This window comes from Gelidibacter sp., assembly GCF_035515035.1.
Lineage (GTDB): Bacteria > Bacteroidota > Bacteroidia > Flavobacteriales > Flavobacteriaceae > Gelidibacter.
In genome coordinates, this window is record NZ_DATJCA010000017.1 from 1 (window position 1) to 18,974 (window position 18,974).

At 37.1% G+C, this 18,974-nt stretch carries 18 protein-coding genes and 1 pseudogene; 6 read left to right on the forward strand and 13 right to left on the reverse strand.

From position 1 onward, the window contains the following. The coding region (locus VLZ86_RS00825; RefSeq protein ID WP_325447739.1) for an amidohydrolase family protein at nt 1-463 on the forward strand (463 nt) is incomplete at its 5' end. Nucleotides 464-563: 100 nt separating this feature from the next. Here the strand turns inward: VLZ86_RS00825 and VLZ86_RS00830 are convergent. After that, entirely contained in the window at nt 564-1,448 is an 885-nt protein-coding gene (locus VLZ86_RS00830) for a chromosome partitioning protein ParA (protein WP_325447741.1), read from the reverse strand. 116 nt (nt 1,449-1,564) lie between these two features. On the opposite strand from VLZ86_RS00830, the gene VLZ86_RS00835 reads away from it, so the two are divergent. Both VLZ86_RS00835 and VLZ86_RS00840 read left to right on the forward strand, forming a co-directional pair. Next, nucleotides 1,565-2,599, forward strand: coding sequence for a formimidoylglutamase (locus tag VLZ86_RS00835; RefSeq protein WP_325447743.1), 1,035 nt, complete (start codon nt 1,565-1,567; stop codon nt 2,597-2,599). Then, entirely contained in the window at nt 2,586-2,876 is a 291-nt protein-coding gene (locus VLZ86_RS00840; protein ID WP_325447745.1) for a hypothetical protein, read from the forward strand. Before VLZ86_RS00835 ends, VLZ86_RS00840 begins: the two co-directional genes overlap by 14 nt. A 96-nt stretch (nt 2,877-2,972) precedes the next feature. Here VLZ86_RS00840 and VLZ86_RS00845 read toward each other — a convergent pair whose 3' ends face one another. From VLZ86_RS00845 to VLZ86_RS00880, 8 genes and pseudogenes are all read right to left on the reverse strand, one after another. After that, nucleotides 2,973-4,667: a hypothetical protein gene (locus tag VLZ86_RS00845; protein ID WP_325447747.1), complete on the reverse strand. Its 1,695-nt coding sequence runs from the start codon at nt 4,665-4,667 to the stop codon at nt 2,973-2,975. Nucleotides 4,668-4,803: 136 nt separating this feature from the next. Then, entirely contained in the window at nt 4,804-5,328 is a 525-nt protein-coding gene (locus VLZ86_RS00850; RefSeq protein ID WP_325447749.1) for a hypothetical protein, read from the reverse strand. Nucleotides 5,329-5,742: 414 nt separating this feature from the next. After that, nucleotides 5,743-6,978, reverse strand: a complete 1,236-nt coding sequence (locus tag VLZ86_RS00855; RefSeq protein ID WP_325447751.1) for a DUF6638 family protein — start codon at nt 6,976-6,978, stop codon at nt 5,743-5,745. Between the two features lie 125 nt (nt 6,979-7,103). Beyond that, entirely contained in the window at nt 7,104-7,691 is a 588-nt protein-coding gene (locus tag VLZ86_RS00860) for an NUDIX domain-containing protein (RefSeq protein WP_325447752.1), read from the reverse strand. A 95-nt stretch (nt 7,692-7,786) separates the two neighbouring features. Next, complete coding sequence (locus VLZ86_RS00865; RefSeq protein WP_325447754.1) at nt 7,787-9,745, reverse strand: AAA family ATPase; 1,959 nt, start codon at nt 9,743-9,745, stop codon at nt 7,787-7,789. A 58-nt stretch (nt 9,746-9,803) separates the two neighbouring features. Then, nucleotides 9,804-10,127 (reverse strand): annotated as a pseudogene (locus tag VLZ86_RS00870) (four helix bundle protein); the annotation flags it as partial. Nucleotides 10,128-10,262: 135 nt separating this feature from the next. Next, entirely contained in the window at nt 10,263-11,321 is a 1,059-nt protein-coding gene (locus tag VLZ86_RS00875) for a hypothetical protein (RefSeq protein WP_325447756.1), read from the reverse strand. Nucleotides 11,322-11,599: 278 nt separating this feature from the next. Beyond that, nucleotides 11,600-12,949, reverse strand: a complete 1,350-nt coding sequence (locus VLZ86_RS00880; protein WP_325447758.1) for a microtubule-binding protein — start codon at nt 12,947-12,949, stop codon at nt 11,600-11,602. A gap of 172 nt (nt 12,950-13,121) precedes the next feature. Between VLZ86_RS00880 and VLZ86_RS00885 the strand changes: the two genes are divergently transcribed. Continuing rightward, on the forward strand, nt 13,122-13,907 hold the full coding sequence (locus tag VLZ86_RS00885; protein WP_325447760.1) for an MBL fold metallo-hydrolase: 786 nt from the start codon (nt 13,122-13,124) through the stop codon (nt 13,905-13,907). A 123-nt stretch (nt 13,908-14,030) separates the two neighbouring features. Further along, nucleotides 14,031-14,264, forward strand: coding sequence for a hypothetical protein (locus tag VLZ86_RS00890; RefSeq protein ID WP_325447762.1), 234 nt, complete (start codon nt 14,031-14,033; stop codon nt 14,262-14,264). 234 nt (nt 14,265-14,498) lie between these two features. Here the strand turns inward: VLZ86_RS00890 and ettA are convergent, their stop codons facing one another. Both ettA and VLZ86_RS00900 read right to left on the reverse strand, forming a co-directional pair. Continuing rightward, nucleotides 14,499-16,190, reverse strand: a complete 1,692-nt coding sequence (ettA, locus tag VLZ86_RS00895) for an energy-dependent translational throttle protein EttA (RefSeq protein ID WP_325447764.1) — start codon at nt 16,188-16,190, stop codon at nt 14,499-14,501. Nucleotides 16,191-16,280: 90 nt separating this feature from the next. Beyond that, nucleotides 16,281-16,457: a CAL67264 family membrane protein gene (locus VLZ86_RS00900; RefSeq protein ID WP_190246267.1), complete on the reverse strand. Its 177-nt coding sequence runs from the start codon at nt 16,455-16,457 to the stop codon at nt 16,281-16,283. Nucleotides 16,458-16,765: 308 nt separating this feature from the next. Between VLZ86_RS00900 and VLZ86_RS00905 the strand changes: the two genes are divergently transcribed. Beyond that, nucleotides 16,766-17,944, forward strand: coding sequence for an MFS transporter (locus tag VLZ86_RS00905; RefSeq protein WP_325447766.1), 1,179 nt, complete (start codon nt 16,766-16,768; stop codon nt 17,942-17,944). Between the two features lie 68 nt (nt 17,945-18,012). Here the strand turns inward: VLZ86_RS00905 and VLZ86_RS00910 are convergent, their stop codons facing one another. Together VLZ86_RS00910 and VLZ86_RS00915 are read right to left on the reverse strand one after the other, a co-directional pair. After that, nucleotides 18,013-18,297, reverse strand: coding sequence for a GNAT family N-acetyltransferase (locus VLZ86_RS00910; RefSeq protein WP_325447767.1), 285 nt, complete (start codon nt 18,295-18,297; stop codon nt 18,013-18,015). A 2-nt stretch (nt 18,298-18,299) separates the two neighbouring features. After that, nucleotides 18,300-18,830: an NAD(P)H-dependent oxidoreductase gene (locus VLZ86_RS00915; RefSeq protein WP_325447769.1), complete on the reverse strand. Its 531-nt coding sequence runs from the start codon at nt 18,828-18,830 to the stop codon at nt 18,300-18,302. Nucleotides 18,831-18,974 lie beyond the last annotated feature (144 nt).

The window sequence follows — 18,974 nt, forward strand, 5'->3', positions numbered from 1 at the left end:
GAAGCATAAGGCGCTCTCCGTAGACCATCTGGAAGAAATGAGAACAGAAGACATTGAGGCTTTAAAAAACAGCATTACAATGCCTGTAGCGCTTCCCTCCTGCTCCTATTTTTTAAGTATTCCGTATTCACCTGCACGTCAAATTATGGATGCTGGGTTACCATTGGCATTGGCTACAGATTATAATCCTGGATCCACACCTAGTGGTAATATGAATTTTGTGGTGAGTACCGCATGTATCAAATTACGAATGACGCCAGAAGAAGCCATTAATGCCGCTACAATAAATGGCGCCTATGCCATGGGGATTTCGAACCAATATGGAAGCATCTGTAGAGGAAAAAAGGCGAATTTGATCATCACCAAAAAAATAGAAAGCTATAATAACCTGCCTTATGCCTTTGGCGATAATCTTATAGACACGGTCATTATTAGAGGAAAAATATTGAATCAACCGTCCTGAATATTACACTTAAACCGGCATAAACGCTTCAAATTAAAACATAAAAAAACCCGAAAATCAATTGACTTTCGGGTTTCTGTGTATATAAAATAGCTTCTAGCTATTCTAATGTGAATTCTGTAGTTGATACCAATTCCTTCTTGTTGAAAATATTTACGATATAACGTCCTTTGGAAAACTCACCTTTTGGAGCTACAAATTCGCAGATATTCAAGTTTCTATTTTCATAGTTGAATTTACTCACTAAGCTATAGTTCAATACCGTTTCACCAAATTGAATCTGCTCATTGGCACCCAAAACATTATCACTTGGATCCAAGACCTGTACATACAACTCTTTATCACCTGCACCAACCAAAGTGTTTTTTGCAACCGTATAGCAAAGTCTAATTTTATCACTACGACGTGCTCTTTCGGTTGGGATTAGTTTTCCTGAACTTCTCTCAATTACACCAAATGCCTTTAGACCTACAGTTTGTAATACCGCAGCATTTTCAACCACAGTTGCCAACTCTGTATTTTGTACCAATAATGAGTCGGTAAACATGGTACGCTCTGCCAATCTTACATTCGTGCTATCCAAAGAGGTTGCTAATAGAGCATTTTGAATCTTAAGTTTATCATTTTCAGTTAAAAGAACATTCATTTCCTCTTGTAATGACAAGTATTTCTTTCTGAAGCTCATTAAGCTATTGACACTGTTTTGAGATATTTTCAAAGAATCCATTAATCCTTGAATTCTATTTCTAGCTTCCGTTAAATCTTCATTTGCTATTTTGTTTTCTCCAATGGCAATGTCATACTGCTTTGCCATATTACTTAAATCGCTCATAACCAATTGCTTTTCTTTGGTTAATTCAGCTTCATTTTTCTTTTTATCGTTATACAGTTTTGAGGTATAAAAGCCTGTTCCGATAAACAAGGCTAATAAGATACCTAAGGCAATCTTTAATCCGGTATTTTTGTTACTGTTTGTACTTTCCATAAGTTTTGTTTTTAGTTATTGATACTTAAATTAACACTGGTTTTGTTATTTTTGATTACTGGAAAAAATAAAAAATGTAATTTTAATACCTCAAATGTAAAATTAAAATCCCAAAAATGGAGAAACTTGTTCTATTTAATAAAAACGATTTAGAAACCTTACTCAAAATAAGAGCTAATGAATCCAAATTTGGAGAACACATTCAATTACTTTCCAATCCTTCCAATATATACGAATCCTTAACATCTTTGGACGTTGACTACGTTATATTCGGAATTCCTGAAGATGTCGGTGTGTTTGCAAACTATGGACATAGAGGTACAGCCAAGGCATGGAATGCAACTCTAAAGGTTTTGTTAAACATTCAAAGTAATGGCTTTACAAATGCCAATAAAGTACTCATCCTTGGCCATTTAGATTTTTCTAAGGAGATGGCTAAGATTGACCAATATGACGTTGCCGATAAAAAACAAATCGATAAGGCCAGGAAACTTACCGAAAAAATTGATAAGCATGTCACGGATTTAGTTTATCAAATTGTACGTTCGGGAAAAAAACCCATCATTATTGGGGGTGGACATAATAATGCCTATGGTAATTTAAAAGGCACTTCATTAGCTTTTAAAAAGCCTATAAACGCTGTTAATTTTGATGCCCATTCAGATTTTAGACGTGAGGAAGGCCGCCATAGTGGCAATGGTTTTAGCTACGCTTACGTAGAAGGCTTTTTGAAAAAATATTTCATTTTTGGACTGCATGAAAACTACACTTCAGACCATATTTTTAAAACCTTAGACAGATTTAAAGCGCTTCAATTCAATACCTTTGAAGCGTTAACCATCAGAAAAGATAAAAAATTTAAGGCTGAATTGGCACGGGCTGCCAAACATGTTGCTGGCAAACCTTTTGGTGTAGAGGTGGATTGTGATGCCATTAAGTATATTCCAAGTAGCGCCATGACACCAAGCGGATTCAGTATTAAAAAAGCTAGGTCTTTTGTGACTTTTTTTGGGAAACAACCGAATGCCGCTTATTTGCATATTTGTGAAGCAGCGCCTACTCCTGAAACAGAAACTATTGTTGGCAAACTAATTACCTATTTAATTACCGATTTTATGAGGGCAAATCAATCAATCTATGAAACAAAATAAACAATATCGTATCGACTTATGGTTATTTATGGGCAGTATAGCAGTATTACTGTTCCTATTGTTCATGAACCTTATGTTTGATGATTCGGGAAAAGAGGCGTTCAAATCGGTTATGGAATGGATTACCATCCCCATATTTATCATGGGTGCCTTCATACCCTTAATTGCTATTTTTAGGTTTATAATGAAAAAATACGCGAGTAGATCTTTAGTCATGCTAACTTTGCTCTTCTCTTTATTGACCGCAGTGATGATTGGATATACCACCTTAGTTTAGAGCTTAAATCTATTCTCTTTTTAATATATATATACTGAAGATTTAAATCTGAGTAAAAAGCTAAACCATCTTTATGTGTTTACAATTAGGAATGAATCAGTTCCCCACTGATTTTAAAGAGTCAATTGCACGTTGCAGTTTTTCGATTTCATCAGCATTGGCATTGACTTTAGGAATTGATTGTATAGAATCTATGACTCTTTGAACATCTAAATCTGAAGGGTCTGTGATTTCGTCATAAAAGTAGCCAATTCCTTCACTTGCTCGCCACGCTTCGTTCAACTCCTCGTACACCGTTTTGTCCCATTGACTTGGATGTTTGACATCAATCCAGATCACATTGCGATATTCACTGTCAATCAACGCCAAATCAGGAGTTGCTGAACCGTCAAATTGTTGCGAATCGGATTTTACAGCGGAAACTGTTCCCAAGAAAAACATGCGTCTGCGTCCTGCAATATCTTTAATATAAGGTCTGAACTCCACAGGTTTATTAACCGACCAATCGTATTCCTTACGCGATTCGATAATCTTCAATGGCATAGCAGACACGCCCGCATATCCTTGTTTTTTAGCGGCATGGTCATAATAATAAAGTTTGTCAGTGCCATCCGCTGGGACAAAAACACTGTAGGTCAAACTTGAGCGTTCCTCTCCAATTGGCTCCAATCCAAACCAATGGTATAAACCACTATAAGCATTTGCATCCACATCATCAAAATTAAAATCCGTTACAAAAGGTTGTTCATTCTGATCATCCGGCATGTCTGGAATTTTAACCGCAGTTTGCATTTTCCAGGGCAAAGGATCTGTAAATCCGCCCAAAAACTTCAAAGATTCGGCCTGTAAGCGCGATACCGTTTCTGATAAGGTATTTTGTTTGGTCAAAAATGGATGGTTTTTCATTTCACCTGGACTGATGTAGGTACCCTTTCCAATCAATACGCGCTCCAAATAATCATTGAAATTATGTTTCCCACTATCAATCACCATCACACCACCAAAAGTTGGATAGGGAAAAAAGAATCCTTTCCACTTGATCAAACTCACCACTTCCACCCAATTTCCAGCGTCATTCTTCATGTAAAACGTATCACCAGGTTCCATGGTAAATAATTGGAAAATATTGAAACGCTGCACTACGGCATTGTAAGTGTTACGACTAAATTTTAAGGATTCGCCAATTGAAAAAGTCACCGGTATTCGATTTTCGTTAGAAAATCTCGGAAAAGGCGAAGTACTGGAAACAGAGAAAATCTCTTCAGTATTTTCACTGATTTGCTGCATGGTGTATTTTTCGGAAGGCTGAATAGCCATAGTCCATTTATTTTCACCATCTACTCTAACCAAATGTGGCAAAGACACATCTTTTGTTTCTCCAACCGATTCATTAGCCATAGAAAAAATATTTCTTAAAGGTTGAATGCGTTCATTTTGGGTCAATGGCAATTGGTTGATTTCAACTCTATTTAAATGATTGAAAACATTATAAGTTTTCATATAGTCATACATTTTAAAGTGCCATCCAACAAAATAAAGCAACCCAAAAAACAAAATCAACAGTCCTAAGATCCCGATTCTGCGACCAATTCCCACAGCGTTTCTAAACGTTCGCAATCCGAAAAACAGCACCAAGCCTATCAAAAGAAATACAAAGATGTATTTTCTAATGAATAATAGAAAGGGTTGGTAATCATCCCGAAGGAAAAACAATAATATTATTAAAACCAGGGCACTAATGATGGTGATGGTTTTTTGTCTAGGTCCTCTATTCCAATAGTTTTTTATCATGGTTTTCTATTTTCTGTTGTCTGTTGTCTGTTGTCTGTTGTTGTGGGTTGTCTGTTTTCTTATGTTATGAGTAAATGATTTCAATCAGCAATCAGAAACCGTAATTCTTCAATCGAAAATTGTAATTTATATCTACCTACATCAATCCCTTATCCTTCAATCGTTCTCTGGCACTCTTTTTTGGCGGTTGTGGTTCTTCTTCAATTTCTTTTTTCGCTTCTTCAACAACTTTTGGTTCTCTGGACGTGATATCCTTGACAAAATCTTTGCTTTGTTCTATGGCATTATCAAACTTTTCCTCCAAAGAATCACTATGTTCATCGATGACTCTTTCAGATTTTAAAATAAAGCCTCCGATATAAGTTCCCAAAAGTGTTCCGACAATACTTGAGGCAAATACGGAGATTGTTGCAATATCAATCGGAATTAAGAAGCGTGCAATTAAAATCCCGACCAGAAAAATCATGGCAATAAATACCAAACGTAAAATAAATTTTTGCTGATACAGAAAACCAGTAGGGTCATTTGGCGACATTTGAAGTTTTTTTGAATACATCATTTTATTGAAAAAGCGATAGAATCCATTACCTGTAGATTCTCTCCAATAAAGGAGGATTCCAAATAATATTGAGCCGATGAAAACGATAATCTCTAAGGTCATTTTTTTGTTTTTATAAATTAAGCTCCTTCCAAAGAAGAAACGTTATACGTTCAAAACGATGAAGAATATGTTGATATCCATTTTGATTATATTGATATCATTACAAATAAACCCTTCCGTCTTCAGGCTCTTTACCAAGCCAAAATCCACCTTCCCTTTCAAGGGAAGGAATTTTTTCAATGATCATTATTTGAAAATTTCTAAAACTAATATCTTAAGAAAAATCAATACTTCTCCTCCTTTGAAGGAGGAGTGGATTCATCCCGAGAAAACGGGATGAAGACGTGGTGGTTGATTTATTCTTCTTCTAAAGGACTTTCTCTCTGATTTAATCCAAAGTCAATTCGACAAACTCAATGAACATGAAAAGAAAACTTGTATCTATACATCTCCTTTAAAATTAGTCTAAAAAATTTATATATTGTTACGAATCGTCGCAATTACCCAATCTTTCAAGGAATCATCCCAATCTTTATAATTCTTATAAAACTGTTCTTTGTCGTACCAATACAGGAATAACACATCCAAAGACGAAATATTCACTAACAATTTCCAGATCAAATCTTGATGCTTTGCATTTAGGGACGAATGCGGCTGTTGTAAAGCTTCAAAAAGTTCCACATCTACTATATCTACCAATTTATATTGATTACTGACTTCCATCTTTTCAAGGTACAATTCAACACTCATCACCCTTTTCCGGTCTTCAATGGGCAATCTGTTCAAATAGCCTTTGAACAATATTTTATCATCCAAGATATCTTTTAAAGGATGTTGAGTATCCTTTAGAAACTGCGAAAACATGAATTTTTTAATCCGATCATAACGTGCAGTCTTGACTACATCATCCAAATTATATTCAATAATCAAATGGTCGCGTAGCTTATCCAATAGCTCAGGTTGTGAAAGATGGTAAATCAACACGTCATGGGAGGTGTCTTTAATAGCTTCCTTATGCCATTTTTCATCTTCAAACACCAAGATTGGCGTGATAAAATCGCGCAAAACATAAACACCTCCAAAGGCTTTTGTGTAAAAAGAGTCTGTTGAAAAATAAAGCTCATTAAGTTCTAAATTTCTATGCCTTAAGTCGCCATAAGTTTTGGCAGAATCCAACAAGCGTTGGTGCAGCTGTTCATCGATAAAATTATGTCCTTGTTTAAAGGTATCAATCAACTGAAACTGCTGTTTTTGCATTTTATCAAGATCGTTGATCAGTTTAAAGCTAATGGAAATATCCTTGTATTTTAACACGTCTAAGGGTTCATAAAAGGCATCAATATATTGGTCAAAATCTACACAAATAGCACAATCCCTTGTAATGTCATTTATCTGATCACCGTGGGTCTTAAAAATTAGTTGCATCATTTCCCTGTCAAAGGTGTGAAAAGGCATATATACCGGCTTTCCTTTTTGTAATGGCGTAATGATAATGCCATTGGGATTGGCTTCACCATTATTAAGATAATGGATGTCTTTCTTTTCTTCAGCGATTTCAGGACTCCAACCTAAACCATCGATTGAAAAATTTGTGAGCATTGTTTCAGTAAAACCCAAAGTTTTAAGACACTGATTATAGCGCTCTACCAATTTCCCACTGATTGGGATGAGGTCATTTCTAAATAATTGAGCTGCTTTTAGTTTTTCCATATTCATTTCCCACGAAAGTGGGAATCTCTATTTCTTTTTTCTTGTTTCCCGCCTTCGCAAAAGCTGGGGACAGGAAGGCTTGTTTCTAAATGAAAATAATTCTTTATGCCATGCCGACACGTAAGTTAATTCTTTAGTAAATTATTCAATTGCGCGTACTGCAATAAAATAATGGTTTTGGCGTCCTGAATCTCTCCAGTTGCTATCATTTCTAGCGCTTTGAAAAATGGCATCTCCATCACTTCAATCTCTTCATGTTCGCTAGCCAATCCTCCACCTTCATTGACTTTCATATTTTCCGAATAAGGCGCTACATACAAATGCATCTTTTCGGTTAAAGCACCTGGTGACATATACGTCTCCATTATCTTTTTAACAGCTTTTACCTTATAACCAACTTCCTCTTCCACTTCTCTAATTATAGTGGATTCAGGCAAGTCATTGTTATCTATAGCTCCAGCGCAGACTTCAACGGACATTGCTTCATCTTTATTTGTCTGATAAATTGGCATCCTGAATTGTTTGGTCAAAATAATGGTGCCCTTTTCAATATTGTATAAAAGAATTCCAGTGCCATGCCCACGATCATAGCTTTCTCTCGATACGCGTTTCCATGTCCCATCCTTGAACTGATAATCATAATTGATCTCCACTAAAGTGGCCCAAGCTTTGGAAAGGGTCTTAATGACGATGTTTTTTATGTTGTTTGACATTGTTTTCGGTGTTGTCTGTTGTCTGTTGTCTGTTGTCTGTTGTCTGTTGTCTGTTTCTGTTTGTCTAAAGTTCCAAAAAAAACAATAATTAATTCTTAACTTTCAAACTTCTTTCGTGCTTCCAATTCTATATGGAGTTGATTGACTCTTGAATCGACTTGACGTTTGAAATCAGTGTCAGCAATTGTGGCGACATTATCTAAATAACGCACGACTTCCTGGCGTCTTATCTCAGAAAAATTAAGTCCTTTCATATTAGCGCGCATTAATTCTTGCAGCATATTGAATTTGGTCTCATAACTTTGTTTAAAATAGATTTCAGGAGTATCAAACCATGAAGACTCCAAATCAAAATCGGTTAAGCGCAATGATATGGCCGATTGGATATTCCGGACATCCCTTGATGAAAAGAACGGGAAGACTTTTTGAATTTCCTTATATAGGCTGGCGTAAAATTGATGTTCATTGGTTTCAAACTGTTGTTCCACACGATCATAAACGGCATGTACCCGTTCTTCGGAAGGTTTATCGACTGCGCTTAAAATCTCTCCCATATTTTTTGCCAAGCCTTGATCTTGAAGATAGTTATAATCATTTGGATCTTTCATATTTACGAAATCTGGCATCGTCTTCTGCAACTTGCGCCACCATAGATGATCTTGATCCAAAAAATCATGTGCGGTTCTTGCACCGTCAATCTTAAAACGACCTTGCACACGGGAAATCACTGCTTTATCCAGCATTTCTGGTAAATTAGTAAATAATCCTATAGAACTGTTACCGTAATTCACCGCATACGCCCCTTCCGTATATCTCAAAAACACGCCAATAACCTCTTTAACACCTGCAGAAACACCTTGTGCAGTTCGTTCCTGCAGGTTGTTTTCAGCATCATCAATTGGTGCGAAAATCAGTTTTGTCGGATCTTGCATGGGCTTCATCCATTCCACCATTTTTTCGGCAGAACCGCCTTGAAAGGTTGAAATCAAAGTATCGGGCATTGGATGGAATAAAAACGGAATCTCCAAATGGTCGCAATGTTCCTTTAATTTCGTCGCAATGGCAGCAATGAGCATACTTTTTCCTGTTCCAGGAATGCCATAGCCCATAAAAACGGGCATAAATCCGCCCAATTCCTGAAACGGGTTCTTTTTTGCGGTGAAATCATAACTCAACATGCGTTCGGTCAAGCGGCGAGCAAAATGTTTGGCGTCTTTGTTTCCGACAATCTGCTCAAATTTAATTTTGTTGAATTCAATACTTTGGGCAGCACCAGCGAAAACATTATTCCACCCAGAGATTGCAAATTCGGAATGCTCCAGTTTATAAGTCCTATCCACAATAGTTTCTTGATGCTCCAAGGTGGCTTTTCGCATTTGAATTTCATCAATCAAAGCTTCAAAGAAAACCACAGAAAAATCGGCTACGTCCTTATCGCTTTTGATAATATCAGGATGTGCCAAATATTTGTCATAATAAAATAAAGTACAGGCAACACCTTTTAACGGTGATAAAAAAGAAACTTCAGGAATGCCTGCGAATTTTTGCTTCATGACGCTTAAATCGTCAGACGCATAAGGTTTTAAATTATGTAAAATATTATAAGCCGCAGAAAACAACATGAAAGCTGTTGCTGTATGCATTTTACTTTCATACTCCCTTTTACCCAAACTGTCCAATGACGCTTTACGCTCGTTTAAACTGGATAATCCTGAAGCGTTATAATAACTATCCTTGATCCAGATGCCTAAAGTCAAGCCTTCCTGAACGGCATATAAAGTTTGGTTGAGCAATACGGGAATGGCTATGGAATCCGGTAACAAACGTTTTTTAAGATCTAAAATCGTTTTGGAAACCGATGTTGTCTCCGCCATATTAGAGCCATTATTGGCTCTGGAAAGATAAAGCAGAATGGAATCGTCCTTGACGTCCTTATCTTTGTTTTTGGCACGTTGCCCTTGCTCCCATTGGATACTTTTTAGATACGATGCCGCTTCATCGCGAAGCATATCGAGGTCCTTTTGTTTTATGGGAAATGTTGAGTTTTGTTGCATAATTTTTAGTCCTCAGTTGGCAGTCTTCAGTCTTCAGTCAAGTCGGTGAATGCCATTATTATTTTAATCCAAACTTATCTGGGTTATTAATCATATAGTTTAAGAGTCTTCCAATTTCTTCATTCTTTAGTTGTAGTTCCTCTCTCTGTTTATCATCAATGTATTGACAAGCCAATGCAAAGTCTAACCACAATTGGGTTTCTGAATTTTCGCTATCAGCATCCGATAATTTACTTTTATAATGTTTTTCATATTGTCTTTTTCTATAGGATTCAGCAATCGCAGAACACACAGCTCTACTTGATCTTACCATTTGCGACGCCAACAAAAACTGTTCAGATTTTGGAAATTCCTTTGTTAAATGAAAAATATCCATTGCTAAATCGAATCCTTTCTAATATGCCAATAGCTTTTTAAAACTCATTTCTGTAATTTCAGTGGTTGTAAATTAATTATTTTTTACTTTTCATATTTCACAAAACTGATGACTGCCAACTGATGACTGCAGACTGAAAACTCACTTCAATATTTTCAAATCCGCTATCTGAATCGGTGGTTTTGCCAACCCATTCATGATTTCTGGTGTTTTACTGTACAATAACTGAATGATGCGATGCGGCGCCAATACAAAACTTTGATGAATGGGTTCCTTCCATTTCTGTAAGGTTTGTTTTGAGAAATAGCCACCTTCACTGAATTCGCTGCCTGAAAACACTTCATCTATGCTTAAGGACAGGGCAAAACTTTCCAGGGGCACTACTTTTTCTGCGATATTCTTTAATATAGCATGGGTAATTTGGTTTTCATCTTTTGCAAATACGTTGTGAAACGGACCTAAATCAATGCGTTTGATGTGCTTTGGTTTGATATCCTTTAATTTTCTATCAATCCCATAGGCCATGACATCCAAGTTCATTTCTCTATCTGCGGTGTTTTTTAAAACGTCGTAAATTTGAGTTTTAATACTTTCTATATTGGTACCTTCAAAATCAAAATACATATAACACACAAAAGGTCGGTTGCAGCCCACGTCAAAAAAACTCCAACTGGTCATAAATTCCGCTTCTGAATTTTCCGGGGCTTTTATGATTTTTCCTTGTACAAACCGATTGAAAATAAACTTTTGTTCAACAGATGTGTAATAAACAATGGAAGCTGCCTGAAACAATCTGCTCTTTTTAATGGGCTCTTTCTTTCGGAGCAAAGTATCTAAAAACTCTTCCTGCAGTTCACTCACGTCTTTGAGCTTATTGATATAATTTTCCTTTAATGACAAATCATTGAACAAATAGCGGAATTCCAAATAGTTGGGGAAACCAGATTCGGTCAAATCGACTTTCATGTTTTCTTCCTCATCATACATATACTTGACACGCATGGCTTCAATGGAATAGAGCAGCAAATCAGCATATTGTTTAAAAAAAATGAGTTCCTGATGGGTGCACAAGTTTTCACGTTGTGCACTCACAATTAATTCTTTCAGCGCAAAATCGACCATTTTATGATAAAACACATACTGCTCCTTGGAGTCGAGATATGCAGAATCTAATGGTGTTACGATGTGATTTATGGACACTTTTTTTGAATTAAAAATTTGTAATAAGGTCTTCTTTAATTGTCGAGCGGGTTGATTTAAGCTAAATCTGCGATAAGGATTACTCGCTCATTCTTATTTGATCATTAAGAGCTCGTGAATACTCCGTATTTGAGGCATTGTTGGAGCTCCTCGAAGAGAGCGACTGCTGAAAGCCTGCCTGCCGGCAGGTAGGCCTGACCACGCTTTTTCGCGTGGGAACGCCCTGAACAAAAAATCGATCTTTTGTTTCATGAGATTCCCACTTACGTGGGAATTGATCAGGACAATAAATCGTCGCTATTAGTTTCACGTTTTGGAGCTGCGGCAGGTTTTCCATCATCGTCATTTCCTGAAGGCGCAGTGGCATCTGCTTTATAGTAATCTTCAAAGATTTCTTTCATGTCAATCCCGTAACGCTCGGCAAAATTCTTTTGGATATCGGCATCTTTTGTACGGATTTCCTGTAATGCTTCTGCATAACTACTGTAAACACCTTGCATCACTTTTTCGTGCACCGGAATATTATCCATCATTTCCTGACGGGCTTTAGCGCTTGCCGTATGCATTGAAGCTAAAGTTTCGCCAATATGTTCGTCGGTTTTGACACCCAAATGTTCCAAAATAGCTGCAAACTCCTGATCTGTTCGCGCTTTAAGTGCCACGACATAACCGTCATAATATTTAAGACGCTCTTCGGTATCACTCTTTAATTTAGCGCGGTGTGTTTGTAAGTTGCTTCGTAAAGACGTCAACACTTTAATGGTCAGGTTGTGTTTATGCACAAAACTATCTTTACTTGCCGCCAAAGTGGTATAGGCATTTTTAAGACCTTCCAACTCTTCAATTTTTTGTTCTAAAGTAGTCACCTTACCTACAGATTGGGCATAATCCGCCGATTGCTTGTCCACAATCTCGTCCAATTGTTGACGTGCCTGCCTTAACAAAGCGTAATTATCATCGAGCTTTCCTTCAACTTCTTTTTTCTTTTCTAAAGCACGGGTATGATTCTTAGTAGCCTCAACTATAGCAATTTGAAGCTTGTCTTCTACCTCTTTAATTTCAACTTCCCTGTTTTTTAAACGGGATACCGCAGCCTGACTTTTAAAAGACAATTCACTTAAAAGGGTTTGTACATCGGCACTTTCAATACGTTCTTGAAACATGGCTTTCGCCTTGTTGTCCGCACCTGCCCTAACTTTCTCGGCTTCCTTAAATTCTTGCTCTTCTTGTTTGATTTTGCTTTTACGCCCCCATAGGTTATTCCACCAAGTATCTGGTTTATTGCGTGCATCTTCCAATTCAATACGAGCACGTTCCAAGGCTTTTTGGGCATCATCTATGACACGTTGTTCATCAGGATTGAGAGAAGAGAATTTTTCAAAGATGATTCCTACTTCGTCCTGATAATCTGTAAGGTCCTTAATGGCATCCAAAAGCGTTGTTCTATCCTTTTCTGCCATATGGACCACGTCGTCAAGCGTGGCGTTGAGAATTTTTTGACGCGACTGTGGATCATCTTCTTGGGCTAACTTAGATTTCATGGTATCAATGGCTTTACCCCAATTGACATCCACTTTACCGGTTTTCTCGTTAGAATTGGTTTCTAATAAATCAAAATCATCAGACATATAGTTTTGTATTAAGTGTGTTCAAATAAGTTTGTGAGTAGCAATTTCGTTAAAATATATCAGTTTCAAAATTATTACTCTTTAATTTATATGTACGAATTGTTACATAATTGTTACAGACCTAACAAATAAGTTTTAAAATCTCTATCTTTAAGAGATCAAAATTATTAATATGACACACGCAAAGCTCATAACATCACTCTTTACAGTCCTGTTGTTTACTTGTAAAAACAGCACGGAAAAAGTTGTAGAAATGGCGTCCGAATCAGCAAACAAGCTGTATGAGACTACAAAACCTGAAGAAATTAAAATCATTCCGATAGCCCATGCCTCCATGATCTTAGCACATAAAGACCAAGTTGTTTATGTCGATCCTGTTGGTGGTATCGAAGCATTTTCTGAGCAAGAAAATCCAGATTATATTTTGATAACAGATATTCATGGGGACCATTTAGACCTATCCACTTTAAAAAGTATGGTTCTGGATTCGACGACACTCATTGTGCCGAGAGCAGTGAAAGAAAAGCTGCCAAAATTGAGTGCTAAAGAAATTATCGTGATGAACAACGGTGACATCAAGGATTTTGGCGTTTTTTCTATTGAAGCCATCCCTATGTACAATTTAAGACCAGAAGCCCTAAAATATCATGAAAAAGGTAGAGGTAACGGGTATGTATTAACGTGGGATGAACAAAGAATTTATATATCTGGTGACACGGAGGACATTCCTGAAATGAGAAATTTAAAAAATATTGATATCGCATTTGTATGTATGAACTTGCCTTATACGATGACGGTAGAGAGTGCCGCAAGTGCAGTATTGGAGTTTCAACCAGAAAAGGTGTATCCGTATCATTATAGAGGAACTGACGGGATGAGTGATGTTGAAAAATTTAAATCCATTATTAATAAGAATAATCCAAATATTGAAACCGTGCAGTTAAACTGGTATAAATAGCGCTTTATCGAATTTATTTTATAACTAAAAACAACTATTTTCATAACTTTTTTAGTATGACATAGTTACGGATTAAATAAAAGAGTATATTTGAGCAGCCAACAAATCTAATAATTTCAAATTATGTCACCTATCTTATATAAAATTTCCCATTTAGCTATAGTAAGTACAGAGCAACTCACCATCGTTTTACTTATAACTGCAGGTGTCTTCTTGTTTTTTATTGCCATAGCCGTAGTCAAAATGTACAAATTGAAGGCCGAGAATAAGCGGTTGATCGACAGTGATGCTTTTAAAGCAGAAGTTGATGAGAGTTATAAGGATTTTACGGATGGCCATTTATATGATAACAACTAAATAATTCAGGCATTAGGTGGCATTTCATTAATTCATTGGCAAGCACTCAAGATCTGAATAAATGGTCAGCTTATTATCAATAGCTGTTGTTACTTTGCTGATCTTTCTAGGTTTGTATATTTATAGGGTATATCAACTTAAGGTAAAATTAAAATCATTTCATAAAAACAGATAATAGTTCTTTACTGAATTAAAAAATGCCGCTTAATGAGCGGCATTTTTTATTGGTGATTATTATCGAACTAATTTCTTATACTTAAGTCGTTTTGGAGTCAAATCGCCCCCAAGACGTTTCCTCTTATTTTCTTCATACTCACTAAAGCTGCCTTCAAAAAAATATACTTGAGAATTCCCTTCAAATGCCAGGATATGGGTGCAGATTCTGTCCAAAAACCATCTGTCGTGACTAATCACTACGGCACACCCTGCGAAATTTTCAAGACCCTCTTCTAATGCCCTTAATGTATTAACATCCAAATCGTTGGTAGGCTCATCCAGAAGTAACACGTTACCTTCTTCCCTTAGCGTCATCGCCAAGTGTAAACGGTTACGCTCCCCACCAGAAAGGAGTTTTACTTTTTTATTTTGTTCACTTCCCGAGAAATTAAAACGACTTAGGTAGGCTCTTGAATTGACTTGTCTTCCGCCCATCATGACCAATTCCTGCTCATCGCTGAAATTCTGCCAAATAGATTTCTCAGGATCTATATTTGCATGTTTTTGATCAACATAAGCCAATTTTGCAGTATCTCCAACTTTAAATTCGCCTTTATCCGGGGTTTCCTCACCCATAATCATTCTGAAAATAGTGGTTTTTCCAGCGCCATTCGGACCGATCACCCCAACGATTCCTGCTTGAGGCAAATTAAAATTCAGATCTTCATAAAGCAATTTATCGTCATAAGCTTTACTGACACCAATGGCTTCGATCACATTTGTACCTAAACGAGGACCGTTTGGAATGTAGATCTCCAATTTCTCATCAAGCTGCTTTTGATCTTGACTCATCAGTTTATCGTAATTGTTCAAACGTGCTTTTTGTTTGGTTTGTCGTCCCTTGGCACCCTGACGCACCCATTCCAACTCACGCTCCAAAGTCTTTTGACGTTTGGATGCCGTTTTACTCTCTTGAGCCATTCGTGTCGACTTCTGCTCCAACCAAGACGAGTAGTTTCCTTTCCAAGGAATACCTTCACCTCTATCGAGTTCTAAAATCCAACCGGCAACATTATCCAAGAAATATCTATCGTGGGTCACTGCTATAATTGTCCCTTTATATTGAGACAAATGATGCTCTAACCAATGAACAGATTCTGCATCCAAGTGGTTGGTAGGCTCATCTAATAACAACACATCAGGTTCTTGTAACAAGAGACGGCATAAAGCCACACGACGGCGCTCTCCACCGGAAAGCACGCCAATTTTTTTATCACCATCAGGAGTTCTTAAAGCATCCATGGCGATTTCCAATTTCGTGTCGAGCTCCCAAGCATTGCTCGCGTCTATCTTATCTTGCAACTCCGCTTGACGGTTCATTAACTTTTCCATTTTGTCGGGATCAGAATAGACTTCTTCCAAACCAAACATATCATTGATTTTATTGTATTCATCAAGGATGGCGACTGTTTCTGCCGCACCTTCGCGTACCACTTCCATGACGGTTTTATCGTCATCCAATTGAGGCTCTTGTTCCAGAAAGCCTACAGAATAATCCTGGAGAAACGTGACATCGCCTTGATAGTTTTTATCCAATCCTGCAATAATTTTTAAAAGCGTGGATTTCCCTGACCCATTAAGGCCTAAAATCCCAATTTTAGCTCCATAAAAGAAGCTCAAATGAATGTTTTTCAATACTGGTGTATCTGCACCTTTAAAAGTCTTTGTAAGACCCCGCATCGAAAAGATGACTTTTTTATCGTCGCTCATTTTTGAAATAAGTTATTAGTTATTATAAAATTAATTTACTGCAGTTTCCTAGGAATTCATAGGAGTCTGAGTCGCCTAATGATTAAGGTTCTATACGCGTCCTTTAAGCGCGTTGAATACCCAGGCGATGGCGAAGAAGCCAATGCCTACTGCTGCAAATCCGTAACCAGCCACATCATCATAACGGAAAGCACCAAGTGCAATCAATGCCAATCCAACGATAATCATAATTGTTGTGGCCCAAGCCAACACGGTGTTTTTATTCATTGCCATAAATCTTCGTTTTTAAGGGAATTGCAAATATCGATTATTTTAACATAAAAACAGCTGTCAAAGTGGATTTTTAAAAGGATTCTTAATAACAGGATGGGTTGATACCAACTGTAATTTGCCTCCTTTTTTGCAATGCCATCATTGATGTTCCTTTGGAAAATTCCTTGAACATTAAGCTATTCAAGACCTTAATATTCAGTTCACAAGGTATCAATTAACTTTTTATTATCATAATTTCTACGTCTAGTTGGAGCCTAACTCTTAATTTCGCAAATTATTTTTTCCTAAAAAAAGTCATATTAATGAATAAAGCTTTGTTGTCATTAGCCATTGGTGGTTTCGGCATTGGATTGACCGAATTTGTAATCATGGGTATTTTACCAGATGTTGCGCAAGCATTTGCCATCACCATTCCCGAGGCAGGACATTTTATTTCTGCTTATGCTCTTGGCGTAGTGGTTGGGGCACCAATATTGACAGGTTTTGGTAGCAAATGGCCCGCGAACAAAGTGCTCTTTGTACTCATGTTATGGTTCACCGCGTTTAACACGTTGTCGGCATTTGCTACAGACTACAATTCATTTATGGTTTTACGCTTTCTATCAGGTTTGCCACATGGGGCGTTTTTTGGAATTGGTGCGGTAGTTGCCGGCAAACTGTCAAAAAAAGGAAAAGAGGCCCAAGGCATTGCGATAATGTTTAGCGGATTGACCGTTGCCAATCTGTTAGGAGTTCCGTTGGGAACCTATTTAGGCAAAACTTTTGATTGGAGCGTTTCCTTTTTAATGGTTGGCGTGGTTGGCGTTTTGGCCGTTTTAAGTGTCAAATTTTGGATGCCCGCTCTCAAAAAATCATCTGAAAGTAATTTTTTAAAAGAATTTCGAATTTTTAAACGTGTTGAATTGTGGCTTATCATCTTATTGACTACTATTGGCACGGGCGGTTTTTTTGCATGGTACAGCTATATTTCCCCATCGATTACTGAGGTTGCCGGCCATTCAGAAGATGTGGTTGCATTTGCTATGGTACTGGCTGGTTTAGGTATGTTTATAGGAAATTTTGTAGGCGCCAAATTGACTGAGAAATTCGCACCCTTAAACACCGTTACAATTGTTCTGACCTTGATGGTCATCTGTCTTTCGCTCAATGCCTATTTATCCACAGATAAAACGATGATTTTAGTCATGACCTTTATCATCGGATTGGTATCCTTTGCGATTTCCACGCCTATACAATTGCTGATCATTCGATCATCAAAAGGTTCTGAAACTTTAGGGTCTTCACTTAATCAAAGTGCTTTTAACATTGGAAATGCGTCGGGCGCTTACTTTGCAGGCTTACCTATTGCGATGGGTTATGGCTACACTTCTGCCGATTGGGTAGGTGCAGCAATGGCAGCAACGGGAATTCTTATTGCTTTTTCCATATATATTTTAAAGAATCGGCAGTCAAAAAAAGACACTACGCATTTAACGTCGTAAAATGCTTCTTGACTCCTACTTTACTCAAATTGGAAGGGGGGCATAATCTACTTTTATAGGGTGCACAATTATATAATAACATCTTGATATTCGGCTTGTTTTTTCTCGAAAATTTCTTTTGCATAAGAACAGGAGGTAACCGCTTTTAAGTTTTTGTTTCTCATAAACCTCACCGCTGCCTCAATTAATTCATAACCGATACCTTCTCCCTGTAAAGATTTCGATATTTCAGTATGGTCAATATCAATGGTGTTTTTATCCTTATAATAATAAGTCATTTCTGCATCTCTTTGTCCGTCTATTTTGATGAAAAATGAACCTTCCTTTCCGTTATCTGAGTGTTGAATTTCCAAAATTACAGGTATTTTTCTAAGAGTTCTACGTTGCGTTTTAGTTCATTATCTAATTCAGGATTTGAAATTTTACCATTGGAGAAATTAGCTTCAAATGATGGCAATGAAAAGTTTGCTACTATTTGCGCATCATGACGTGGAAAACGCTCTTTAGCCATTGTCAAAACAGAAATTCCGCCTCTTTTCCCATCAGAAGTGGCCATAAGTAACATGGGTTTACCATAAAACAATTTAGCTTCTGCCCTGGACATCCAATCAAATAAGTTTTTAAACACTGCAGAATAGGCGGCATTATTCTCAGCTAATGACAACACTATACCATCAGATTCTTTTATATAATTCAAAAAAGACAATGCGTTTTCAGGAACCCCATATTCTTTTTCGTAATGCTTACTATAAATAGGCAATTCAAAATCATTCAAATCTAAAACAGTCACTTGGGCGTTCTCAATTAATCCTGAAGCATAAATAGCAAGTTGTTTGTTGATGGAATCTTTACTATTACTACCTGCAAACGCTAAAATTTTCCTCATATAGTGCGGTGATTATTAAATATTCTTCTTGTTTCTTGTTAGTGTCCATTCTCATTCTAATACTTTGAGACACCAGCCCTCGGGCAGTATGGTACATATCGATCTGTATTCATTTAAAAACCGGATCAAGTCAAAGAGTTGTGG